General features: G+C 67.4%; 13 protein-coding genes and 1 tRNA gene. 12 read left to right on the top strand and 2 right to left on the bottom strand.

Annotation, left to right across the window (positions count from 1 at the left end):
• Nucleotides 1–244: 244 nt before the first annotated feature.
• Nucleotides 245–1,225 (bottom strand): aldo/keto reductase, encoded by a 981-nt coding sequence (locus CCO03_RS14975; RefSeq protein WP_087282346.1) that lies wholly within the window; start codon nt 1,223–1,225, stop codon nt 245–247.
• 576 nt (nt 1,226–1,801) lie between these two features.
• Here CCO03_RS14975 and CCO03_RS20505 point away from each other — a divergent pair.
• The 12 genes from CCO03_RS20505 (at nt 1,802) to CCO03_RS14910 (ending at nt 14,536) form a co-directional block, all read left to right on the top strand.
• Entirely contained in the window at nt 1,802–3,901 is a 2,100-nt protein-coding gene (locus tag CCO03_RS20505; RefSeq protein WP_236904151.1) for an ABC transporter transmembrane domain-containing protein, read from the top strand.
• A 293-nt stretch (nt 3,902–4,194) separates the two neighbouring features.
• Nucleotides 4,195–4,515, top strand: coding sequence for a YkgJ family cysteine cluster protein (locus CCO03_RS14960; RefSeq protein ID WP_087282344.1), 321 nt, complete (start codon nt 4,195–4,197; stop codon nt 4,513–4,515).
• Between the two features lie 174 nt (nt 4,516–4,689).
• A complete protein-coding gene (locus CCO03_RS14955) occupies nt 4,690–5,328 on the top strand; it encodes a LysE family translocator (RefSeq protein WP_087282341.1) in 639 nt (212 codons plus the stop codon).
• An 85-nt stretch (nt 5,329–5,413) separates the two neighbouring features.
• Entirely contained in the window at nt 5,414–5,776 is a 363-nt protein-coding gene (locus tag CCO03_RS14950; protein WP_087282339.1) for a 5-carboxymethyl-2-hydroxymuconate Delta-isomerase, read from the top strand.
• 213 nt (nt 5,777–5,989) lie between these two features.
• Nucleotides 5,990–8,671, top strand: a complete 2,682-nt coding sequence (gene pepN / locus CCO03_RS14945; protein ID WP_087282338.1) for an aminopeptidase N — start codon at nt 5,990–5,992, stop codon at nt 8,669–8,671.
• A gap of 281 nt (nt 8,672–8,952) precedes the next feature.
• Entirely contained in the window at nt 8,953–9,963 is a 1,011-nt protein-coding gene (locus CCO03_RS14940; RefSeq protein ID WP_087282336.1) for a class 1 fructose-bisphosphatase, read from the top strand.
• Nucleotides 9,964–10,049: 86 nt separating this feature from the next.
• Nucleotides 10,050–10,125, top strand: a tRNA-Thr gene (locus CCO03_RS14935).
• A 233-nt stretch (nt 10,126–10,358) separates the two neighbouring features.
• On the top strand, nt 10,359–10,685 hold the full coding sequence (locus tag CCO03_RS14930) for an ArsR/SmtB family transcription factor (protein ID WP_087282334.1): 327 nt from the start codon (nt 10,359–10,361) through the stop codon (nt 10,683–10,685).
• 106 nt (nt 10,686–10,791) lie between these two features.
• Nucleotides 10,792–12,078 carry an arsenic transporter gene (locus CCO03_RS14925; RefSeq protein WP_087282332.1) on the top strand — a complete coding sequence of 429 codons (1,287 nt, stop codon included), beginning with the start codon at nt 10,792–10,794 and terminating at the stop codon, nt 12,076–12,078.
• Nucleotides 12,079–12,106: 28 nt separating this feature from the next.
• Nucleotides 12,107–12,538, top strand: coding sequence for an arsenate reductase (glutaredoxin) (arsC, locus tag CCO03_RS14920; RefSeq protein ID WP_087282330.1), 432 nt, complete (start codon nt 12,107–12,109; stop codon nt 12,536–12,538).
• Nucleotides 12,525–13,241, top strand: a complete 717-nt coding sequence (arsH, locus tag CCO03_RS14915) for an arsenical resistance protein ArsH (RefSeq protein WP_087282328.1) — start codon at nt 12,525–12,527, stop codon at nt 13,239–13,241. Before arsC ends, arsH begins: the two co-directional genes overlap by 14 nt.
• A gap of 509 nt (nt 13,242–13,750) precedes the next feature.
• Nucleotides 13,751–14,536 (top strand): class II aldolase/adducin family protein, encoded by a 786-nt coding sequence (locus CCO03_RS14910; protein ID WP_087282326.1) that lies wholly within the window; start codon nt 13,751–13,753, stop codon nt 14,534–14,536.
• A gap of 187 nt (nt 14,537–14,723) precedes the next feature.
• Here the strand turns inward: CCO03_RS14910 and CCO03_RS14905 are convergent, their stop codons facing one another.
• On the bottom strand, nt 14,724–15,179 hold the full coding sequence (locus CCO03_RS14905) for an SH3 domain-containing protein (protein WP_087282324.1): 456 nt from the start codon (nt 15,177–15,179) through the stop codon (nt 14,724–14,726).
• Nucleotides 15,180–15,243: the final 64 nt, after the last annotated feature.

Raw genomic sequence — 15,243 nt, 5'->3', positions numbered from 1 at the left:
AGCTGGGCCGCGCGATGCGCCGGAGTCGCTCGATGTCGCGCCATCTGCCTGAATCATGGTTTTCCGTCGCAGGCACGCATGACCCATGAGGACCTCGACGAGGCGGTGTATTTCAGTGGAGCCATGGCCGTTGGACAGTCGCGATTGGCCCACGGCGTATTTCAATGAGCGCCACCCGCGCGGCTGGGCAGCGCGCATCGCTCTGCGCCAGCCCTGGCCCGCTGACGTGGGGCCACGAAGCGGCTCACGCCTTGGCGCTCGGGGTGGCGCCGCGCTCGGCGCTGGCGGCGTCCAGTTTGGCGATGGTGGCGGCATCCAGCTTCAGCTGCGCGGCCTGCGCCAGTTCGTTCAGCTGCTGCAAGGTGCTGGCGCTGGCGATGGGCGCGGTGATCGAGGGGCGGGCGATTTGCCAGGCCAGGGCCACTTGGCCCGGGGTGGCGTTCAGCTCGCGGGCGACCTCGTGCAGGGCATCGACGATGGCCAGGCCGCGCGGGTTCAGGTACAGCGACACGGTCTTGGCGCCTCGCGCGCTCTTGCCGGCATCGGCCGGGCGGCGGTACTTGCCGGTCAAAAAGCCGGCGGCCAGGGCATAGAAATTGATCACGCCCACCCCTCGGCTGGCGCACAGGGGTTCCAGTTCTGCTTCGTAGGCAGCGCGGTCGTACAGGTTGTACAGCGGCTGCAGGCTTTCATAGCGCGGCAAGCCATGGCGCTGTGACGTGGCCAGGGCCAGCTCCAGGCGGTTGGCGCTGTAGTTCGACGCGCCGATGGCGCGCACCTTGCCCTCGCGGATCAAATCGGCAAACGCCCCCAGGGTATCGGCAAGCGGCGTTGACACGTCATCGTCGTGGGACTGATACAGGTCGATGTAATCCGTGTTCAGACGTTTGAGCGAGGCCTCGACGGCCTGCTTGATGTACTTGGGGGACAAGCCCACCTGGCCCGGCCCCATGGGCTTGCCGACCTTGGTGGCCAACACGATGCGGTGGCGCTTGCCGCTGTGGCGCAGCCATTTGCCCAGGATGGTTTCCGATTCGCCGCCCGCGTGTCCGGGCACCCAGCGCGAATACACGTCGGCCGTGTCGATGAAGTTGAAGCCGGCGTCCAGCCAGGCGTCCAGCAGGCGGAAGCTCTCGGCCTCGTTCACGGTCCAGCCGAACACGTTGCCGCCAAAGCACAGCGGCGAGACTTGCAGGCCCGAGCGGCCCAGGGTGCGACGTTGCATGGGTTTTCTCCTGTGTGTGGGGCGTTGCCTGGCCGGGGCCGACAACGCGGATGCGCGACGTGGATGCTAGGCCAGCGGCGCAGGCCTTCGCCGGCGCCCGGGTACTGATTCGCTCTCCAGATCGATGGCTGGGTCGGCTTCGTTGTGGCCAGTGCCCACGCACGGACTGCGCCTGGCCTTCGCGTACCCGCTCGATCTGGAACGAAAGGGGTGCGCAGCGCCTGTGGCACATTGCGGCGCATGAAACACGCACAGATCCTCGACAAGCTGGCCGCGCATGTCATGCCCAAGGCCATCGGGGACGACATGGCGCGCCCGATGCGCAACGCGCTGATCACGGCCAAGCACGATCCGTGCGGGCGTCTCGGTTCGGGGCCGTGGTGTCCAGCGTGTTCGAGCTGACGGCCGCCGCCGACAACGGGGTGGGGACTGGCGACATGCTGGCCCCGCGCTATCAAAACACCTGAACAGTATGGTTGAACCTTCGTTGAAATGTGAACGGAGATGCCCACATACCCCGCGATGACACAACACACCGAATCCACGGGCGGCGCAGGTGCGCAGGCCCGGCCAGGAATGGCACAGACGCCTGCCGCGGAGGCCCCCGGCCCGGCCCACGCCCGTGCGCGTGGCAAGCCCACGTCGCTGACGGCGCTGTGGCCCTTTGTGCGGCCTTACCGGGTGCACCTGGTGCTGGCGATGCTGTTCCTGCTGGGCTCGTCGGCCGCCACCTTGGCGTTTCCGGTGGCGCTGCGCGGCCTCATCGACCAGGGCCTGATCGCGTCGGACCGTGGCGCGCAGCTGATGCAGCTGCGCACCCACATGGGCGTGCTGTTTGGCGTGGCGGTGGCGATGGGCCTGTTGTCGGCCGCACGCTACTACATGGTCAGCTGGCTGGGCGAGCGCGTCACGGCCGATTTGCGCAACGCCGTGTACCGCCGGGTGCTGGCCCAGCCGCCGGCCTTTTTCGAGCACACCCGCGTGGGCGAGGTGTTGTCGCGCTTGACCACCGACACCACGCTGGTGCAGTCGGTCGTGGGGTCGTCGCTGTCCATGGGTTTGCGCAACGCCGTGACGGGGCTGGGCGCCATCGTCATGCTGGTGTGGACCAACGCCTGGATGATGGCGCAGGTGCTGGTGGCGGTGGTGTGCGTGGTGTTGCCGGCGATGTGGTTCGGCCGGCGGGTGCGCAAGTTGTCGCGTGCCAGCCAGGACCGCGTGGCGGACGCCAGCGCCGTGGCGGGCGAGGTGCTGGGTGCCATGCCCGTGGTGCAGGCCTTCAACGCGCAGGGGCGCGAGGCCGCGCGGTTTGACCGCGCCACGGAGGCCGCCCTCAGCACCGCCATGCGGCGCACGCGCGCCCGGGCCGTGCTGCTGGCGTTCATCATCATCGCCAACGCGGCCGTCATGCTGTGGGGCTTGTATTTGGGCACGCAGGCCGTGCTCGATGGGCGCATGACGGCGGGCACGCTGGGGCAGACCGCCGTCTACGTGATGCTGCTGGCCAGCTCGGTGGCGGTGCTGGGCGAGGTGTACGGCGAGATCCTGCGCGCGGCCGGCGCGAGCGAGCGCCTGGTCGAGCTGGTGCAGGCGCCGGTCGCGATCACGTCGCCCGCCTTGCCAGGTGCAGGCGGTGGCGCAACCGCTGGCGCGGCGTCGGTGGCCCGCACGTCGGCGGGCGACCCAGGGCCTGTCGCGGGTGAACCGATGGCTGCGCCTGAGGGCAGGGAGCAAGGGCCAGGGCGTGACGCCCGTGCTGCGGAGTCGCAGGCTACCATTGGCAGTATGGTGCCATCTCCGATGAATTCAAATCGAGAGCATGGGGATACTCCGGTCATTGAATTGCGCGACCTCAGCTACCACTACCCCTCGCGGCCACTGGCGCCGTCGTTGGACGCGGTGAATCTGCGCATCCGCGCCGGCGAAACCGTGGCCTTGGTCGGCCCGAGCGGCGCTGGCAAAAGCACGCTGTTCCACCTGCTGCAACGCTTTGACGACCCGCAGCAGGGCGAGCTGCTGCTGTGGGGACAGGACGCCCGCGAGTGGTCGCTGGAGGCCTTGCGCGAGCAGATGGCCATCGTGCCGCAGGACGCCACCGTGTTCTCGGCCACGGCGGCCGACAACATCCGCTACGGCCGGCCTGCTGCCAGCGACGCCGAGGTGCGAGCCGCGGCGCGCGCCGCCTTTGCCGACGACTTCCTGCAGGCCTTGCCCCAGGGCTACGACACCCACCTGGGCGAGCATGGCGTGCGCCTGTCGGGCGGCCAGCGCCAGCGCATCGCGATTGCCCGGGCGCTGCTGAAAAACGCGCCCATCCTGCTGCTGGACGAGGCCACCAGCGCGCTCGATGCCGAGAGCGAGCGCATGGTGCAGGCCGCGCTGGACGCCACCGTGGCGCAACGGCAGTCGCCCCTGTCGGGGGCATCGGCGGAGCGGGGGGCGGGAGCGGCCCCCATCGAGCGCGATGCCGGCGCCGTCACGGGCGGCGCCGCGCAGCCGCCACGCACTACCTTGGTCATTGCGCACCGCCTGGCGACGGTGCAACGCGCCGACCGCATCCTGGTCTTTGAACACGGGCGTGTGGTGGAGCAGGGCACGCACGAGTCGCTGCTGGCGCACGGGCAGCTGTACGCGCGTCTGGCGGCCTTGCAGTTCACCGGGTTGTCGCCGGCTTGAGGCCTGCAGCTGGCGGTGCTGTGCGGCTCGCGCAGCGCGAGACCCTCGGTTGAATCGGGCCAGTATCTGGGGATTTTCGTCATCCATTCAGAGGCGTGGAGAGGATGCTGCTCACCGCCATGAAATGGTCTCCGCGGGGTGGTTGCTCATGTGGGCCATGGGCCGACATCATCCACGTGCTCGAAGTCGCAGCGGGCCGGTGCGTGGTCTTGGGATCGTTCCGTGCAGTGCCCCCACCGGCATAATTTCAGCCGCCGTGGCGCTCAGCCGTGGCGTCGCTTGCCACCCAACCCATGCCTTCCAACCCCTGCACCAGCTGCGGCGCCTGTTGCGCCTGTTTTCGCGTGGATTTCAGCGTCTACGAGCTGCTGAGCCAAGGCGGCAGCGTGCCCGATGGCTTGACGGTGCCGCTGACCGCCACCCTGGCCCGCATGCGGGGCACCGACCACAGCCCGCCGCGCTGCGCGGCGCTGACCGGCACCCTGGGGGTTCGGACGGCCTGCGGCATTTACGAATGGCGACCGGGACCCTGCCACGAGCTGGAAGCCGGCTCGGACGCCTGCAACCGCGCACGCCTGCGTCAAGGGCTGCCGGCGCTGGAGGACGGGGTGTGACGCCGCGTGTCCGCCCCGGGTGTGGCCGCGGACGGGCGGGTCTCCACGGCGTGCGGCCATGCGGCCGCGCCGTGCCGGGAAGCCCGACGGTGCGCAGCGCTGCGACCCCATCGTGCCGTCGCGCTGGGCCCGTGCGGCGCCTTGACGTTTGCTTGCTGTGACTGACTGACACCCATGCCCACCCTGGATACCGCGCTCACCTTTTTTTCCCTGGCCGTGCTGCTCGGCCTGTCGCCCGGGCCCGACAACCTGTTCGTGCTCATGCAGTCGGCCACGCAGGGCCGGCGCGCGGGGTGGTGGGTGGTCGTGGGACTGTGCACCGGCCTGGTGGGGCACACGCTGGCCGTGGCGCTGGGGCTGGCGGCGGTGTTCGCCGCGTCGCCGCTGGCGTTCACGGTGCTGAAGCTGGCGGGCGCCGCCTACCTGCTCTACCTGGCCTGGGGCGCGTGGCGCGCACCGGCGAGCCTGGCGGTGCCGGGCGAGGCGCAGGCTCGCACCGCCCCACCCACGCGCCTGGCGATGTGGCGGCGTGGCGTGGTCATGAACCTCACCAACCCCAAGGTGGGCCTGTTCTTCCTGGCGTTGCTGCCGCAGTTTGTGCAGGCGGGGCGGGGGCCGGTGGCCGGGCAGATCGTCTGCCTGGGCTTGCTGTTCATGCTGGCCACGCTGGGGGTGTTTGGGGCCGTGGTGCTGCTGGCGGGCGTGATCCGCGATCAGCTCGCCCGCTCGGCCCGGGCGCAGCGCTGGCTGAATCGGGCTGCGGCGGGCGTGTTCGTGGCGCTGGCCGCCCGTCTGGCCTTGCAGAGAACTTGATTTTGAGAGGTATGGTGCCATCGCCGATTAAAAATCATCGGCAGTGGCAGCATACTGTGACGATCATTGTCAACTGGAGAAATGCATGCCCCACCTGTTTGTCGAGTACACCGACAACCTCGACGGTTTTCCCGAAGTGCCCGTGTTGACGGCGCTGAACGCGACCGTCATCGCCAGCGGCGAGGTGCTGGACGAGTGCGACCTGAAAAGCCGCGTCACGCGCACCACGCGTTTTGCCGTCGGCAACGACGCGACGGCGTCGCGCGGCTTTGTGCACGCCGAACTGCGCTTGCTGACGGGCCGCACGCCCGAGGCCAAGCGCGACCTGTCCGAGCGCATTGCCGCCGTCTTGCGCGAACACACGCCCAAGCCGGAGGGCATGCTGGTGCAGCTCAGCGTGGACGTGGTGGACATGGACCGGGCGGCGTATTTCAAGGGCCGTTTGTGATGGCGGGCTGACGCGCGGCGCGGCTCGCGGGCGGCGGTGGCGCGCGGCCATGGCCGCCGGTGTGAGCGGATGAAGGGCGGCTGGTCGGCAGCGGGCGGGCGAACAGGCAAAATATGGGGTTTGCCGCAAGCTTTCAAGCCGCATTCACGGTTATGGACTTGCGCCACACCCTGACAGCGGTGACCACCCTCGTTTCACACGGAGATTTTTCCCATGTTTCACGCCCGTGATGCCCAGGCGTCCCCCCCGGTGATCCGCCGCGAGGACTATGCTCCGCCGGCCTATTGGATCGACACGGTGGACTTGAGCTTCGACCTCGATCCCACCAAGACGCGCGTGCTCAACCGCATGCGCGTGCGCCGCAATGCCGAACAACCCCCGCAGCCGCTGCGCCTGGATGGCGATGAGCTGAACCTGGCGCGTGTGCTGGTCAACGGCCAGGGCACCTCGTTCAAGATGGACGGCGACCAGCTGGTGCTGGATGGCCTGCCCGACGAGTTTGACCTGGAGATCTTCACCACCTGCAACCCCGAGAAGAACACCAAGCTCATGGGCCTGTACCTGAGCCAGGACACCTTCTTCACGCAGTGCGAAGCCGAGGGCTTTCGTCGCATCACCTATTTCCTGGACCGGCCCGACGTGATGGCCAGTTTCTCGGTCACCCTGCGCGCCGACCGCAAGCGCTTTCCGGTGCTGCTGTCCAACGGCAACCTGGTGGAGCAGGGTGTGTTGGAGGACGGCCGCCACTTCGCCAAGTGGGTCGATCCGCACCGCAAGCCCTGCTACCTGTTCGCCATCGTCGCAGGCTGCCTGGCGGCACGTGAGCAGCGCATCGTCACCGAATCGGGCAGCGAGCACCTGCTGCAGATTTACGTGCGCCCCGGCGACTTGGACAAGACCGAGCACGCCATGCAGTCGCTCATGCACTCGGTGGCCTGGGACGAGGCCCGCTTCGGCCTCAAGCTCGACCTGGAGCGCTTCATGGTCGTCGCCACCAGCGACTTCAACATGGGCGCCATGGAGAACAAGGGCCTCAACATCTTCAACACCAAGTACGTGCTGGCCAGCCCGGCCACGGCCACCGATGTCGATTTCGACGGCATCGAAAGCGTGATCGGCCACGAGTACTTCCACAACTGGACCGGCAACCGCGTCACCTGCCGTGACTGGTTCCAGCTGAGCCTGAAGGAAGGCCTGACCGTGTTCCGCGATCAGGAATTCAGCATGGACCTGGCGCGCACGGCATCGGCCCGTGCCGTCAAGCGCATCGAAGACGTGCGGGTGCTGCGCACCGTGCAGTTTCCCGAGGACGCGGGCCCCATGGCGCACCCGGTGCGGCCCGATCAGTACGCCGAGATCAACAACTTCTACACCGTGACGGTGTACGAGAAGGGCGCCGAAGTCGTCCGCATGTACCAGACCCTGCTGGGCCGCGAAGGCTTTGCCAAGGGGCTGGCGCTGTATTTCGAGCGTCACGACGGTCAGGCCGTGACCTGCGACGATTTCGCGCAGGCCATGAGCGACGCCAACCCCGGGTCCACGCTGGCGCTGCACCTGGATCAGTTCAAGCGCTGGTACAGCCAGGCGGGCACGCCGCGTGTCACCGCCGTGGGCCAGTACGACGCCGAAGGCCAACGCTACACCTTGACCCTGAGCCAGACCTGCCCGGCGACACCGGGCCAGGCCGAGAAGCAGCCCTTTGTCATCCCCGTCATCGCGGGGCTGGTGGCGCCTGGGCAGGGCGACCTGGCCGTCAGCCTGCACGGTGGCGAGCCGGCCACGGCACACACCCTGGTGTTGACCGAGCCCAGCCAGCAGTTCGTGTTCGAGCGCGTGACGGCTGAGCCGGTGCCGTCGCTGTTGCGCGGCTTCAGTGCGCCGGTGGTGCTCAACCAGGACCTGAGTGATGCCGAGTTGCTGGCCTTGCTGGCGCAGGACAGTGACCCCTTCAACGCCTGGGAGGCCGGACAGCGCCTGCTGATGCGCCAGCTGCTGGCGGCCGTGACCGGCGCCGGTGACTTGGCTGCGCCACTCCAGGCCGATGCCGTGGCGGCACTGCGCAGCACGCTGCGCCGCAGCGACCTGGACGCGGCGTTCAAGGCGCTGGTGCTGACCTTGCCCACCGAAAGCTACCTGGCCGAGCAACTGGCCGACGTCGATCCCCAGCGCGTGCACGCGGTGCGTGAAGCCGCGCGCCGCCAGCTGGCGCGCGACCTGGCGGCCGATTGGGCCTGGGCCTTTGACGAACACGAAGACAACGGCTCCTACCGTCCAGATCCAGTATCCAGTGGTCGCCGTTCATTGGCTGGACTTGCCCTGGGTATGCTGGTCGAGCTAGCGCGCGAAACCGGCGACAGCGTGTGGCCAGGCAAGGCCTACCAGCGCACCAAGGACGCGGGCAACATGACCGATCGCTACGCCGCCACGGCCGCGTTGGTGAACGCTGGCCATGCGCTGGCCCAGCCGGCACTGACCCGGTTCCATGACCTGTTTGCCGACGATGCCCTGGTCATCGACAAGTGGTTCGCCCTGCAGGCGGCAGCCCCGGACCGCGGCGGCGATGCCCTGGGCCGCGTCGAGGCGCTGCTGCGGCATCCCGACTTCAACGCCCGCAACCCGAACCGCGCCCGTTCGCTGATCTTCAGCTTCACGGGCAATCCGGCGGCTTTCCACCGCACCGACGGCGCGGGCTACACCTTCTGGCGTGAGCAATTGCTGGCCATCGACGCCTTCAACCCGCAGGTGGCCGCGCGCCTGGCGCGCGCGCTGGACCGCTGGAAGAAGCTGGCCGAGCCGTACCGCAGCGCGGCCCATGGCGAGCTGCAGAAGGTGGCTGCGCACCCGAGCCTGAGCAAAGACGTGCGCGAGATCGTCGAAAAGGCCTTGGCCGCCTGAGGCCTGCTGCATCCGAGCGACCGTCGGTTCAGGGGCGCTGTGCGGTGGTGACTTGTGAGCCTTCGGGCGTGCGGGGCTGTCATTGAGGCCCTTCGATGCCCAGGTCCGACCGAGGCGGGCGGGTTCGTCACACCAAGCCGCCTTGCGAAGGCCCCGGCCCCGGCGGGTCAGCAGGGACTGGCGGGTAGACCGGAGACATGGACGCGGGGCTGGCGCCTGCGACCCCTGAGCCCGCTGGGGGCGTCACCGACCGATTTTTTCTTTCTTCGAGAGCATTCACCATGAGCAAACAGATTTCCCTCTCCCGCTACCTGGTCGAGCAGCAGCGCGTGGACGGCCTCATCCCCGCCCAATTGCGCCTGTTGCTGGAGGTCGTCGCGCGGGCCTGCAAGCGCATCAGCTACAGCGTCAACAAGGGCGAGTTGGGTGACGTGATGGGCTCGGCCGGCAGTGAGAACGTGCAGGGCGAGGTCCAAAAGAAGCTCGACATCATCGCCAACGAGGTGCTCATCGACGCCAACGAGTGGGGCGGCCATTTGGCGGCCATGGCGTCTGAGGAGATGGAAGGCATCTACGTCGTGCCCAACCGCTATCCGCAGGGCGAGTACCTGCTGATGTTCGACCCGCTGGACGGCTCGTCCAACATCGACGTCAACGTCAGCATCGGCACCATCTTCAGCGTGTTCAAGAAGCCCGAAGGCCACCCCGGCGTGACCGAGCAGGACTTCCTGCAGCCCGGCAACCAGCAGGTCGCGGCCGGCTACTGCGTGTATGGCCCCCAGACCACGCTGGTGCTGACGGTGGGTGACGGTGTGGCCATGTTCACGCTGGACCGCGAGCTGGGGTCCTTCGTGCTGACGCGCGACAACGTCCGCATTCCCGAGGACACCAAGGAATTCGCCATCAACATGAGCAACATGCGGCACTGGGATGCCCCGGTCAAGCGCTACATCGACGAGTGTCTGGCGGGCACCCAAGGGCCGCGTGGCAAGGACTTCAACATGCGCTGGATCGCGTCCATGGTGGCGGACGTGCATCGCATCCTGTCGCGTGGCGGCATCTTCATGTACCCCTGGGATCAGCGTGAACCCAACAAGCCCGGCAAGCTGCGCCTGCTGTATGAAGCCAACCCCATGGGCTGGCTCGTCGAGCAAGCGGGTGGTGCCGCCACCAATGGCCGCCAGCGCATCCTCGACATCCAGCCCACCAAGCTGCATGAGCGCGTGGCTGTGGTGCTGGGCAGCAAGAACGAGGTCGAGCGCGTCACGGCGTACCACAACGAACAAAGCTGACGCTCGGTTCACGCGGATCGAGGCGGTGATAATTTTTGCCGGCTGTGGACGATGAGGCCAAAATCGCGCTAGAATGACAGTCTTTCGCCGGTGTAGCTCAGTTGGTAGAGCAGCTCATTCGTAATGAGAAGGTCGAGGGTTCGACTCCTTTCACCGGCACCAGATACAACAAGGAAACCCCGCTATCGATTGGATAGCGGGGTTTTCTTTTTGGCTTCATGTAGCCGCCATGTAGCGTCTCGCGCGGTTAACCTGGCGCTGCTGCCCCAGTGGATTGGCGTGACAGGCTATGCATAAGTTCTGGCGGCGTAGCGGTCGGTGAGCGCGCCCCAGCGATGCACCATACGAAGCTCATAATCAATTCCATATTTCCATGAATTTAGTAATATTGATGCATGCAAGAAGATCAAGCCGTTCAAGCGCTCGCTGCCTTGGCGCAAGCCGTGCGCCTGCGTCTGTTTCGCGCCCTGGTCGTCGCAGGTCCGGAGGGCATGACGCCCACGGTGATGGTCGAACAGTTGGGGGTAGCGGCCAGCACGCTGTCCTTCCACCTCAAGGAGCTGAGCCATGCAGGCCTGGTGACCCAGGAGCGCCAAGGCCGTCACCTGATTTACCGGGCTGCGTTCACCACGATGAATGAGCTCTTGGATTACCTCACCAAGAACTGTTGTGAGGGCTCGGTGTGCGTTCTCACCGATGCGGCAGCTGTCCGTCGCTGTTGAACGCTGCCTCCCGCGATCACCTGTCAAGCCCTGACCTTTCTTGCAGTCCGCGTGGGCAACGTCTGTCTTTCCCGTTCCCTTTCTCTTTCCCTTTGAAGACCTCCCCATGCTCCCGGCCATCCTCATCTTTGTGTTCACGCTCGTCCTGGTCATCTGGCAACCGCGTGGCCTGGGCATCGGCTGGAGCGCGTCGCTGGGCGCCGTGCTGGCCCTGGTCTTCGGCGTGGTGCACCTGGCCGACATCGCCGTGGTGTGGGGCATCGTGTGGAATGCGACCGCCACGTTCGTGGCGGTCATCCTCATCAGCCTGCTGCTGGACGAGGCTGGCTTCTTCGAATGGGCCGCGCTGCACGTGGCCCGCTGGGGCGGCGGCAACGGCCGCCGGCTGTTCGCCTTCATCGTGCTGCTGGGTGCGGCCGTGGCAGCGCTGTTCGCCAACGATGGCGCGGCGCTGATCCTCACGCCCATCGTCATGGCGATGCTGGTCGCGCTGGGCTTCTCGCCGGCCGCCACGCTGGCCTTCGTGATGGCCGCCGGCTTCATCGCCGACACAGCCAGCCTGCCGCTGATCGTGTCCAACCTGGTCAACATCGTATCGGCCGATTTCTTCCGTCTGGGCTTCACGCAATACGCGGCCGTGATGGTGCCGGTCAACATCGCGGCCGTGCTGGCCAGCCTGCTGGTCCTGCTGCTGTACTTCGGCCGGGACGTGCCGGCGCGCTACGACCTGGCCCAGCTCAAGACGCCGGGAGAGGCCATCCGCGACCCGGCCACCTTCCGCGCCGGCTGGGTGGTGCTGGTCCTGCTGCTGGTCGGCTTCTTCGGCCTGGAGCCCCTGGGCGTGCCGGTCAGCGCAGTCGCGGCCGTGGCCGCCGTGGTGCTGCTGGCCGTCGCGACCCGGGGCCACGTCATCAGCACGCGCAAGGTGCTGCACGGCGCGCCCTGGCAGATCGTGGTGTTCTCGCTGGGCATGTACCTGGTGGTCTACGGTTTGCGCAATGCCGGCCTGACCGACCGCATCGCCGCGCTACTGGACGTGTTCGCGCAGGGCGGCATCTGGGGTGCGGCCATCGGCACGGGCGTGCTCACGGCCTTGCTGTCCTCGGTCATGAACAACATGCCCACGGTGCTCATCGGCGCGCTGTCCATCGACGCATCGCAGGCCAGCGGCGTGGTGAAGGAGGCCATGGTCTACGCCAACGTCATCGGCTGCGACCTCGGCCCCAAGATCACGCCCATCGGCAGCCTGGCCACGCTGCTGTGGCTGCACGTGCTCCAGAAGAAGGGGACCACCATCGCCTGGGGTACCTACTTCCGCGTGGGCATCGTGCTCACGCTGCCCGTGCTGCTGGTCACGCTGGCGGCCCTGGCGCTGCGCTTGAGCCTGGCTTGACCGCGGCGACTGTTCACAAGGAACCACCATGAGCGACATCACGATCTACCACAACCCCGCCTGCGGCACCTCGCGCAACACGCTGGCGATGATCCGCAACAGCGGTGCGGAACCGCAGGTCATCGAGTACCTGAAGACGCCACCCGACCGGGCTACGCTGGTGCGGCTTATCGCCGCCATGGGCATCACGCCGCGCGAACTGCTGCGCAAGAAGGGAACGCCCTACGAAGCGCTGGGCCTTGACAGCACTACGTGGACCGACGCGCAGTTGATCGACTTCATGCTGCAAGAGCCCATCCTCATCAACCGGCCCATCGTCGTCACACCGCTGGGCACGCGGCTGTGCCGGCCTTCGGAAGCCGTGCTGGACCTGCTGCCGCAGCCGCAGCAAGGCGCCTTCACCAAGGAAGACGGCGAGGCCGTCATCGACGCCAAGGGAGCGCGCATTGCCAAGCCCTGAACTGCCGAACATCGACGCCGACCACTTCCGCCGGCCCGACCTGGCGCGGCTGCTGCCGGCCGAGCGCGCCACCCATCCGCCGCGCATCCTGCTGCTCTACGGCTCCGTGCGCGAGCGCTCCTACAGCCGGCTGCTGACCGAGGAAGCGGCCCGGCTGCTGCACGCCATGGGCGCCGAGCCGCGCATCTTCGATCCGCGCGGCCTGCCGCAGCCCGATGGCGCGCCGGAGGACCACCCCAAGGCGCAGGAGCTGCGCGACCTGGCGCAGTGGTCCGAGGGCATGGTGTGGTGCTCGCCCGAGCGGCACGGGGCCATGACCGGCATCATGAAGTCGCAGATCGACTGGATTCCGCTGTCGGTCGGATCGGTGCGGCCGACGCAGGGCAAGACGCTGGCTGTCATGGAGGTGTCGGGCGGCTCGCAGTCCTTCAACGCGGTGAACCAGCTCCGCGTGCTGGGTCGCTGGATGCGCATGCTGACCATCCCCAACCAGTCGTCGGTGGCCAAGGCCTTCGCCGAGTTCGATGAAGATGGCCGCATGAAGCCCTCGCCCTACTATGAGCGCGTGGTGGATGTGATGGAGGAACTGGTGAAGTTCACGCTGCTGACGCGCGACTGCGCGGGCTACCTGGTGGACCGCTACAGCGAACGGCGCGAGAGCGCTGAGGCGCTGTCCAAGCGGGTCAACCTGCGCAGCCTGTGAGGTGCGCAACATCCATGCGAGCTGCGCGACACGGCGCCTGTACGGCGCGCCACCGCCATCCTGCTGGCGGCGATCCCCACCGTCGACGCGCGTCCCGAGGGCGGGCTGAAGCCCAGCAGCCAGGGCATGCCATCACCGCTCAACGTGCCCTCGGGGTGCTGCTTCCTCAGGTCAGTGAACGTTGCCGCAGTGAGGTGCCGGAGTTGCGAGAGCTGCCGCAGGCGTCCCGGACGCGTGGTGGCTTGCCACCACCCCTTGCCGGCGTGACCTGGCTGGCCGCTGCATCCGCGTCAACGCCATCGCGCCCCGACCGTTGTGGACGCCGCTGAACCCCGTCGATTCGGCGCTCGAGAAGCTGGCCCAGTTCGGCAAGGGCACAGACTGGCGCACTGCGTTGCTGTGGCAGTTTCCTTGGGGACAGATCTTTAGGCTCGAGACGGGACAATGCCTGCGGACCGGCAGCCGTCCCGGCCACAGGATTTGATGTCAACCCAGCCCCCCGAGGACCCATGAACGCCACCGCACCCAGAACCGCCAGCCACCTGCATGCCGTCACGCCCGACGACGCCGTCCGCCAGGCGCGCGTGCACCTGGCCGCCGCCAACCGGCTGGCCGTGCACGACGGCCTGGAGGAAGGCATCGACAACCACTTCACCATGGTCGTGCCAGGCACGACGGACCGCTTTCTGGTCCTGCCCTTCGGCCTGCACTGGTCCGAGGCCCGGGCCAGCGACCTGATCGTGTTCAACGAGCAGGGCGAGATCCTGGAAGGGCGCGGCAGCCTGGAGCTCAGCGCGCTGAGCATCCATGCGCCGCTGCACCGCATCACGGGCGCCAAGGTGGTGCTGCACACCCACCAGACCTGGGCGCTGGCGCTCAACATGCTGGAGGACAACCGTCTGTTGCCGGGCAGCCAGACCGCGGCCTTCCTCGCCAAGAACATCGCTTACGACGACGGCTACACGGGCCTGGCGGCCGAGCTCAGCGAGGGCGAGCGCCTGGCCGGCATCATCGGCGACAAGCACGTGTTGTTCATGAAGAACCACGGCGTCGTGACCGTGGGCGACACCGTGGCCCAGGCCTACCGCCGGCTGTACCGGCTCGAGCGCGTCTGCAAGGCGCAGCTGCTGGCCATGGCCACGGGCAAGCCGCTGGCGCTGCTGTCCGACGAGATGGTGGCCAAGGTCGACAAGCCGAACCCGAACGACAGCCACCCGCGCGCCGAGCGCGAGGCGCTGTACTTCGCGGCCATGATGCGGGTGCTGGACCGCACCAACCCTGGCTACGCAGACTGAAGCGCCGAGCGCACCTTCGGGCGAGCGCTGGCATGTGCGACGGCGCTTGTCCAGCGTGACGGAGCAGTCCTCATCTGAGTCCGTGAGGCCGCAGCAGGCGCAGCGCACCCACGAGACAGCCAGTCCAAGAAGCGTTGAAGCCAAGCAGCGCTTGCAACGTCGGGCTGTCACGCCGCATCCCAAGGGCTCACCACCCCCACAGCAGGTTGTCAGACACCCAGCCCTTCACGCCTGTGTCGCGCTGAACCTTGACCCACCCTGGGCGCTTGTCCAGTGTTGTGACCACTTCGCCGTACACAAGCTTGCCGGCGACTTGGCTGCGCGTCGTGGGCTCTGATCGGAGGTTGGCCACATTTGCCTTGACGATGTGATGCGGCGAGCTCCCGGTCAGCGAGCGGAACACCCACCCTCGGTCGTTCTCAAAATCGCGTACCTGGAGCCAATTGCCTTTGCGGCTCACCACCTGCAGCGGAAAGCCCTTGACCAAAGACCAGCTGACCGCGTGGTGGGTGCCTGGCCCTGTGCGCATGTTGGCCTCTGTCTTGGAGATGCTCACCATCTGCTGGGCAAGGGCCGCGCTGGGCAAGGCGGTGACGACCAGGGAGGCCAGGAGGAACGAAGCGGCAGTGAAACGTTTGAACATGCCTTTCATGGAAGCCCATTTGCAGGGAAGTTCCCGCTGTCTCACATTGTTTCAATCGCATCCA

The sequence above is a fragment of the Comamonas serinivorans genome, assembly GCF_002158865.1.
In the GTDB taxonomy this organism is placed as follows: domain Bacteria; phylum Pseudomonadota; class Gammaproteobacteria; order Burkholderiales; family Burkholderiaceae_C; genus Comamonas_E; species Comamonas_E serinivorans.
Note: the sequence above shows the minus strand (reverse complement) of the source record. Positions and strands in the feature narration are given on the sequence as shown.

What these genes read in the sequence shown, in the direction of transcription:
- CCO03_RS14975 (WP_087282346.1), bottom strand. Translation starts at nt 1,225, where the DNA reads ATGCAACGTCGCACCCTGGGCCGCTCGGGCCTGCAAGTCTCGCCGCTG.
- CCO03_RS20505 (WP_236904151.1), top strand. Translation starts at nt 1,802, where the DNA reads ATGGCACAGACGCCTGCCGCGGAGGCCCCCGGCCCGGCCCACGCCCGT.
- CCO03_RS14960 (WP_087282344.1), top strand. Translation starts at nt 4,195, where the DNA reads ATGCCTTCCAACCCCTGCACCAGCTGCGGCGCCTGTTGCGCCTGTTTT.
- CCO03_RS14955 (WP_087282341.1), top strand. Translation starts at nt 4,690, where the DNA reads ATGCCCACCCTGGATACCGCGCTCACCTTTTTTTCCCTGGCCGTGCTG.
- CCO03_RS14950 (WP_087282339.1), top strand. Translation starts at nt 5,414, where the DNA reads ATGCCCCACCTGTTTGTCGAGTACACCGACAACCTCGACGGTTTTCCC.
- pepN (WP_087282338.1), top strand. Translation starts at nt 5,990, where the DNA reads ATGTTTCACGCCCGTGATGCCCAGGCGTCCCCCCCGGTGATCCGCCGC.
- CCO03_RS14940 (WP_087282336.1), top strand. Translation starts at nt 8,953, where the DNA reads ATGAGCAAACAGATTTCCCTCTCCCGCTACCTGGTCGAGCAGCAGCGC.
- CCO03_RS14930 (WP_087282334.1), top strand. Translation starts at nt 10,359, where the DNA reads ATGCAAGAAGATCAAGCCGTTCAAGCGCTCGCTGCCTTGGCGCAAGCC.
- CCO03_RS14925 (WP_087282332.1), top strand. Translation starts at nt 10,792, where the DNA reads ATGCTCCCGGCCATCCTCATCTTTGTGTTCACGCTCGTCCTGGTCATC.
- arsC (WP_087282330.1), top strand. Translation starts at nt 12,107, where the DNA reads ATGAGCGACATCACGATCTACCACAACCCCGCCTGCGGCACCTCGCGC.
- CCO03_RS14910 (WP_087282326.1), top strand. Translation starts at nt 13,751, where the DNA reads ATGAACGCCACCGCACCCAGAACCGCCAGCCACCTGCATGCCGTCACG.
- CCO03_RS14905 (WP_087282324.1), bottom strand. Translation starts at nt 15,179, where the DNA reads ATGTTCAAACGTTTCACTGCCGCTTCGTTCCTCCTGGCCTCCCTGGTC.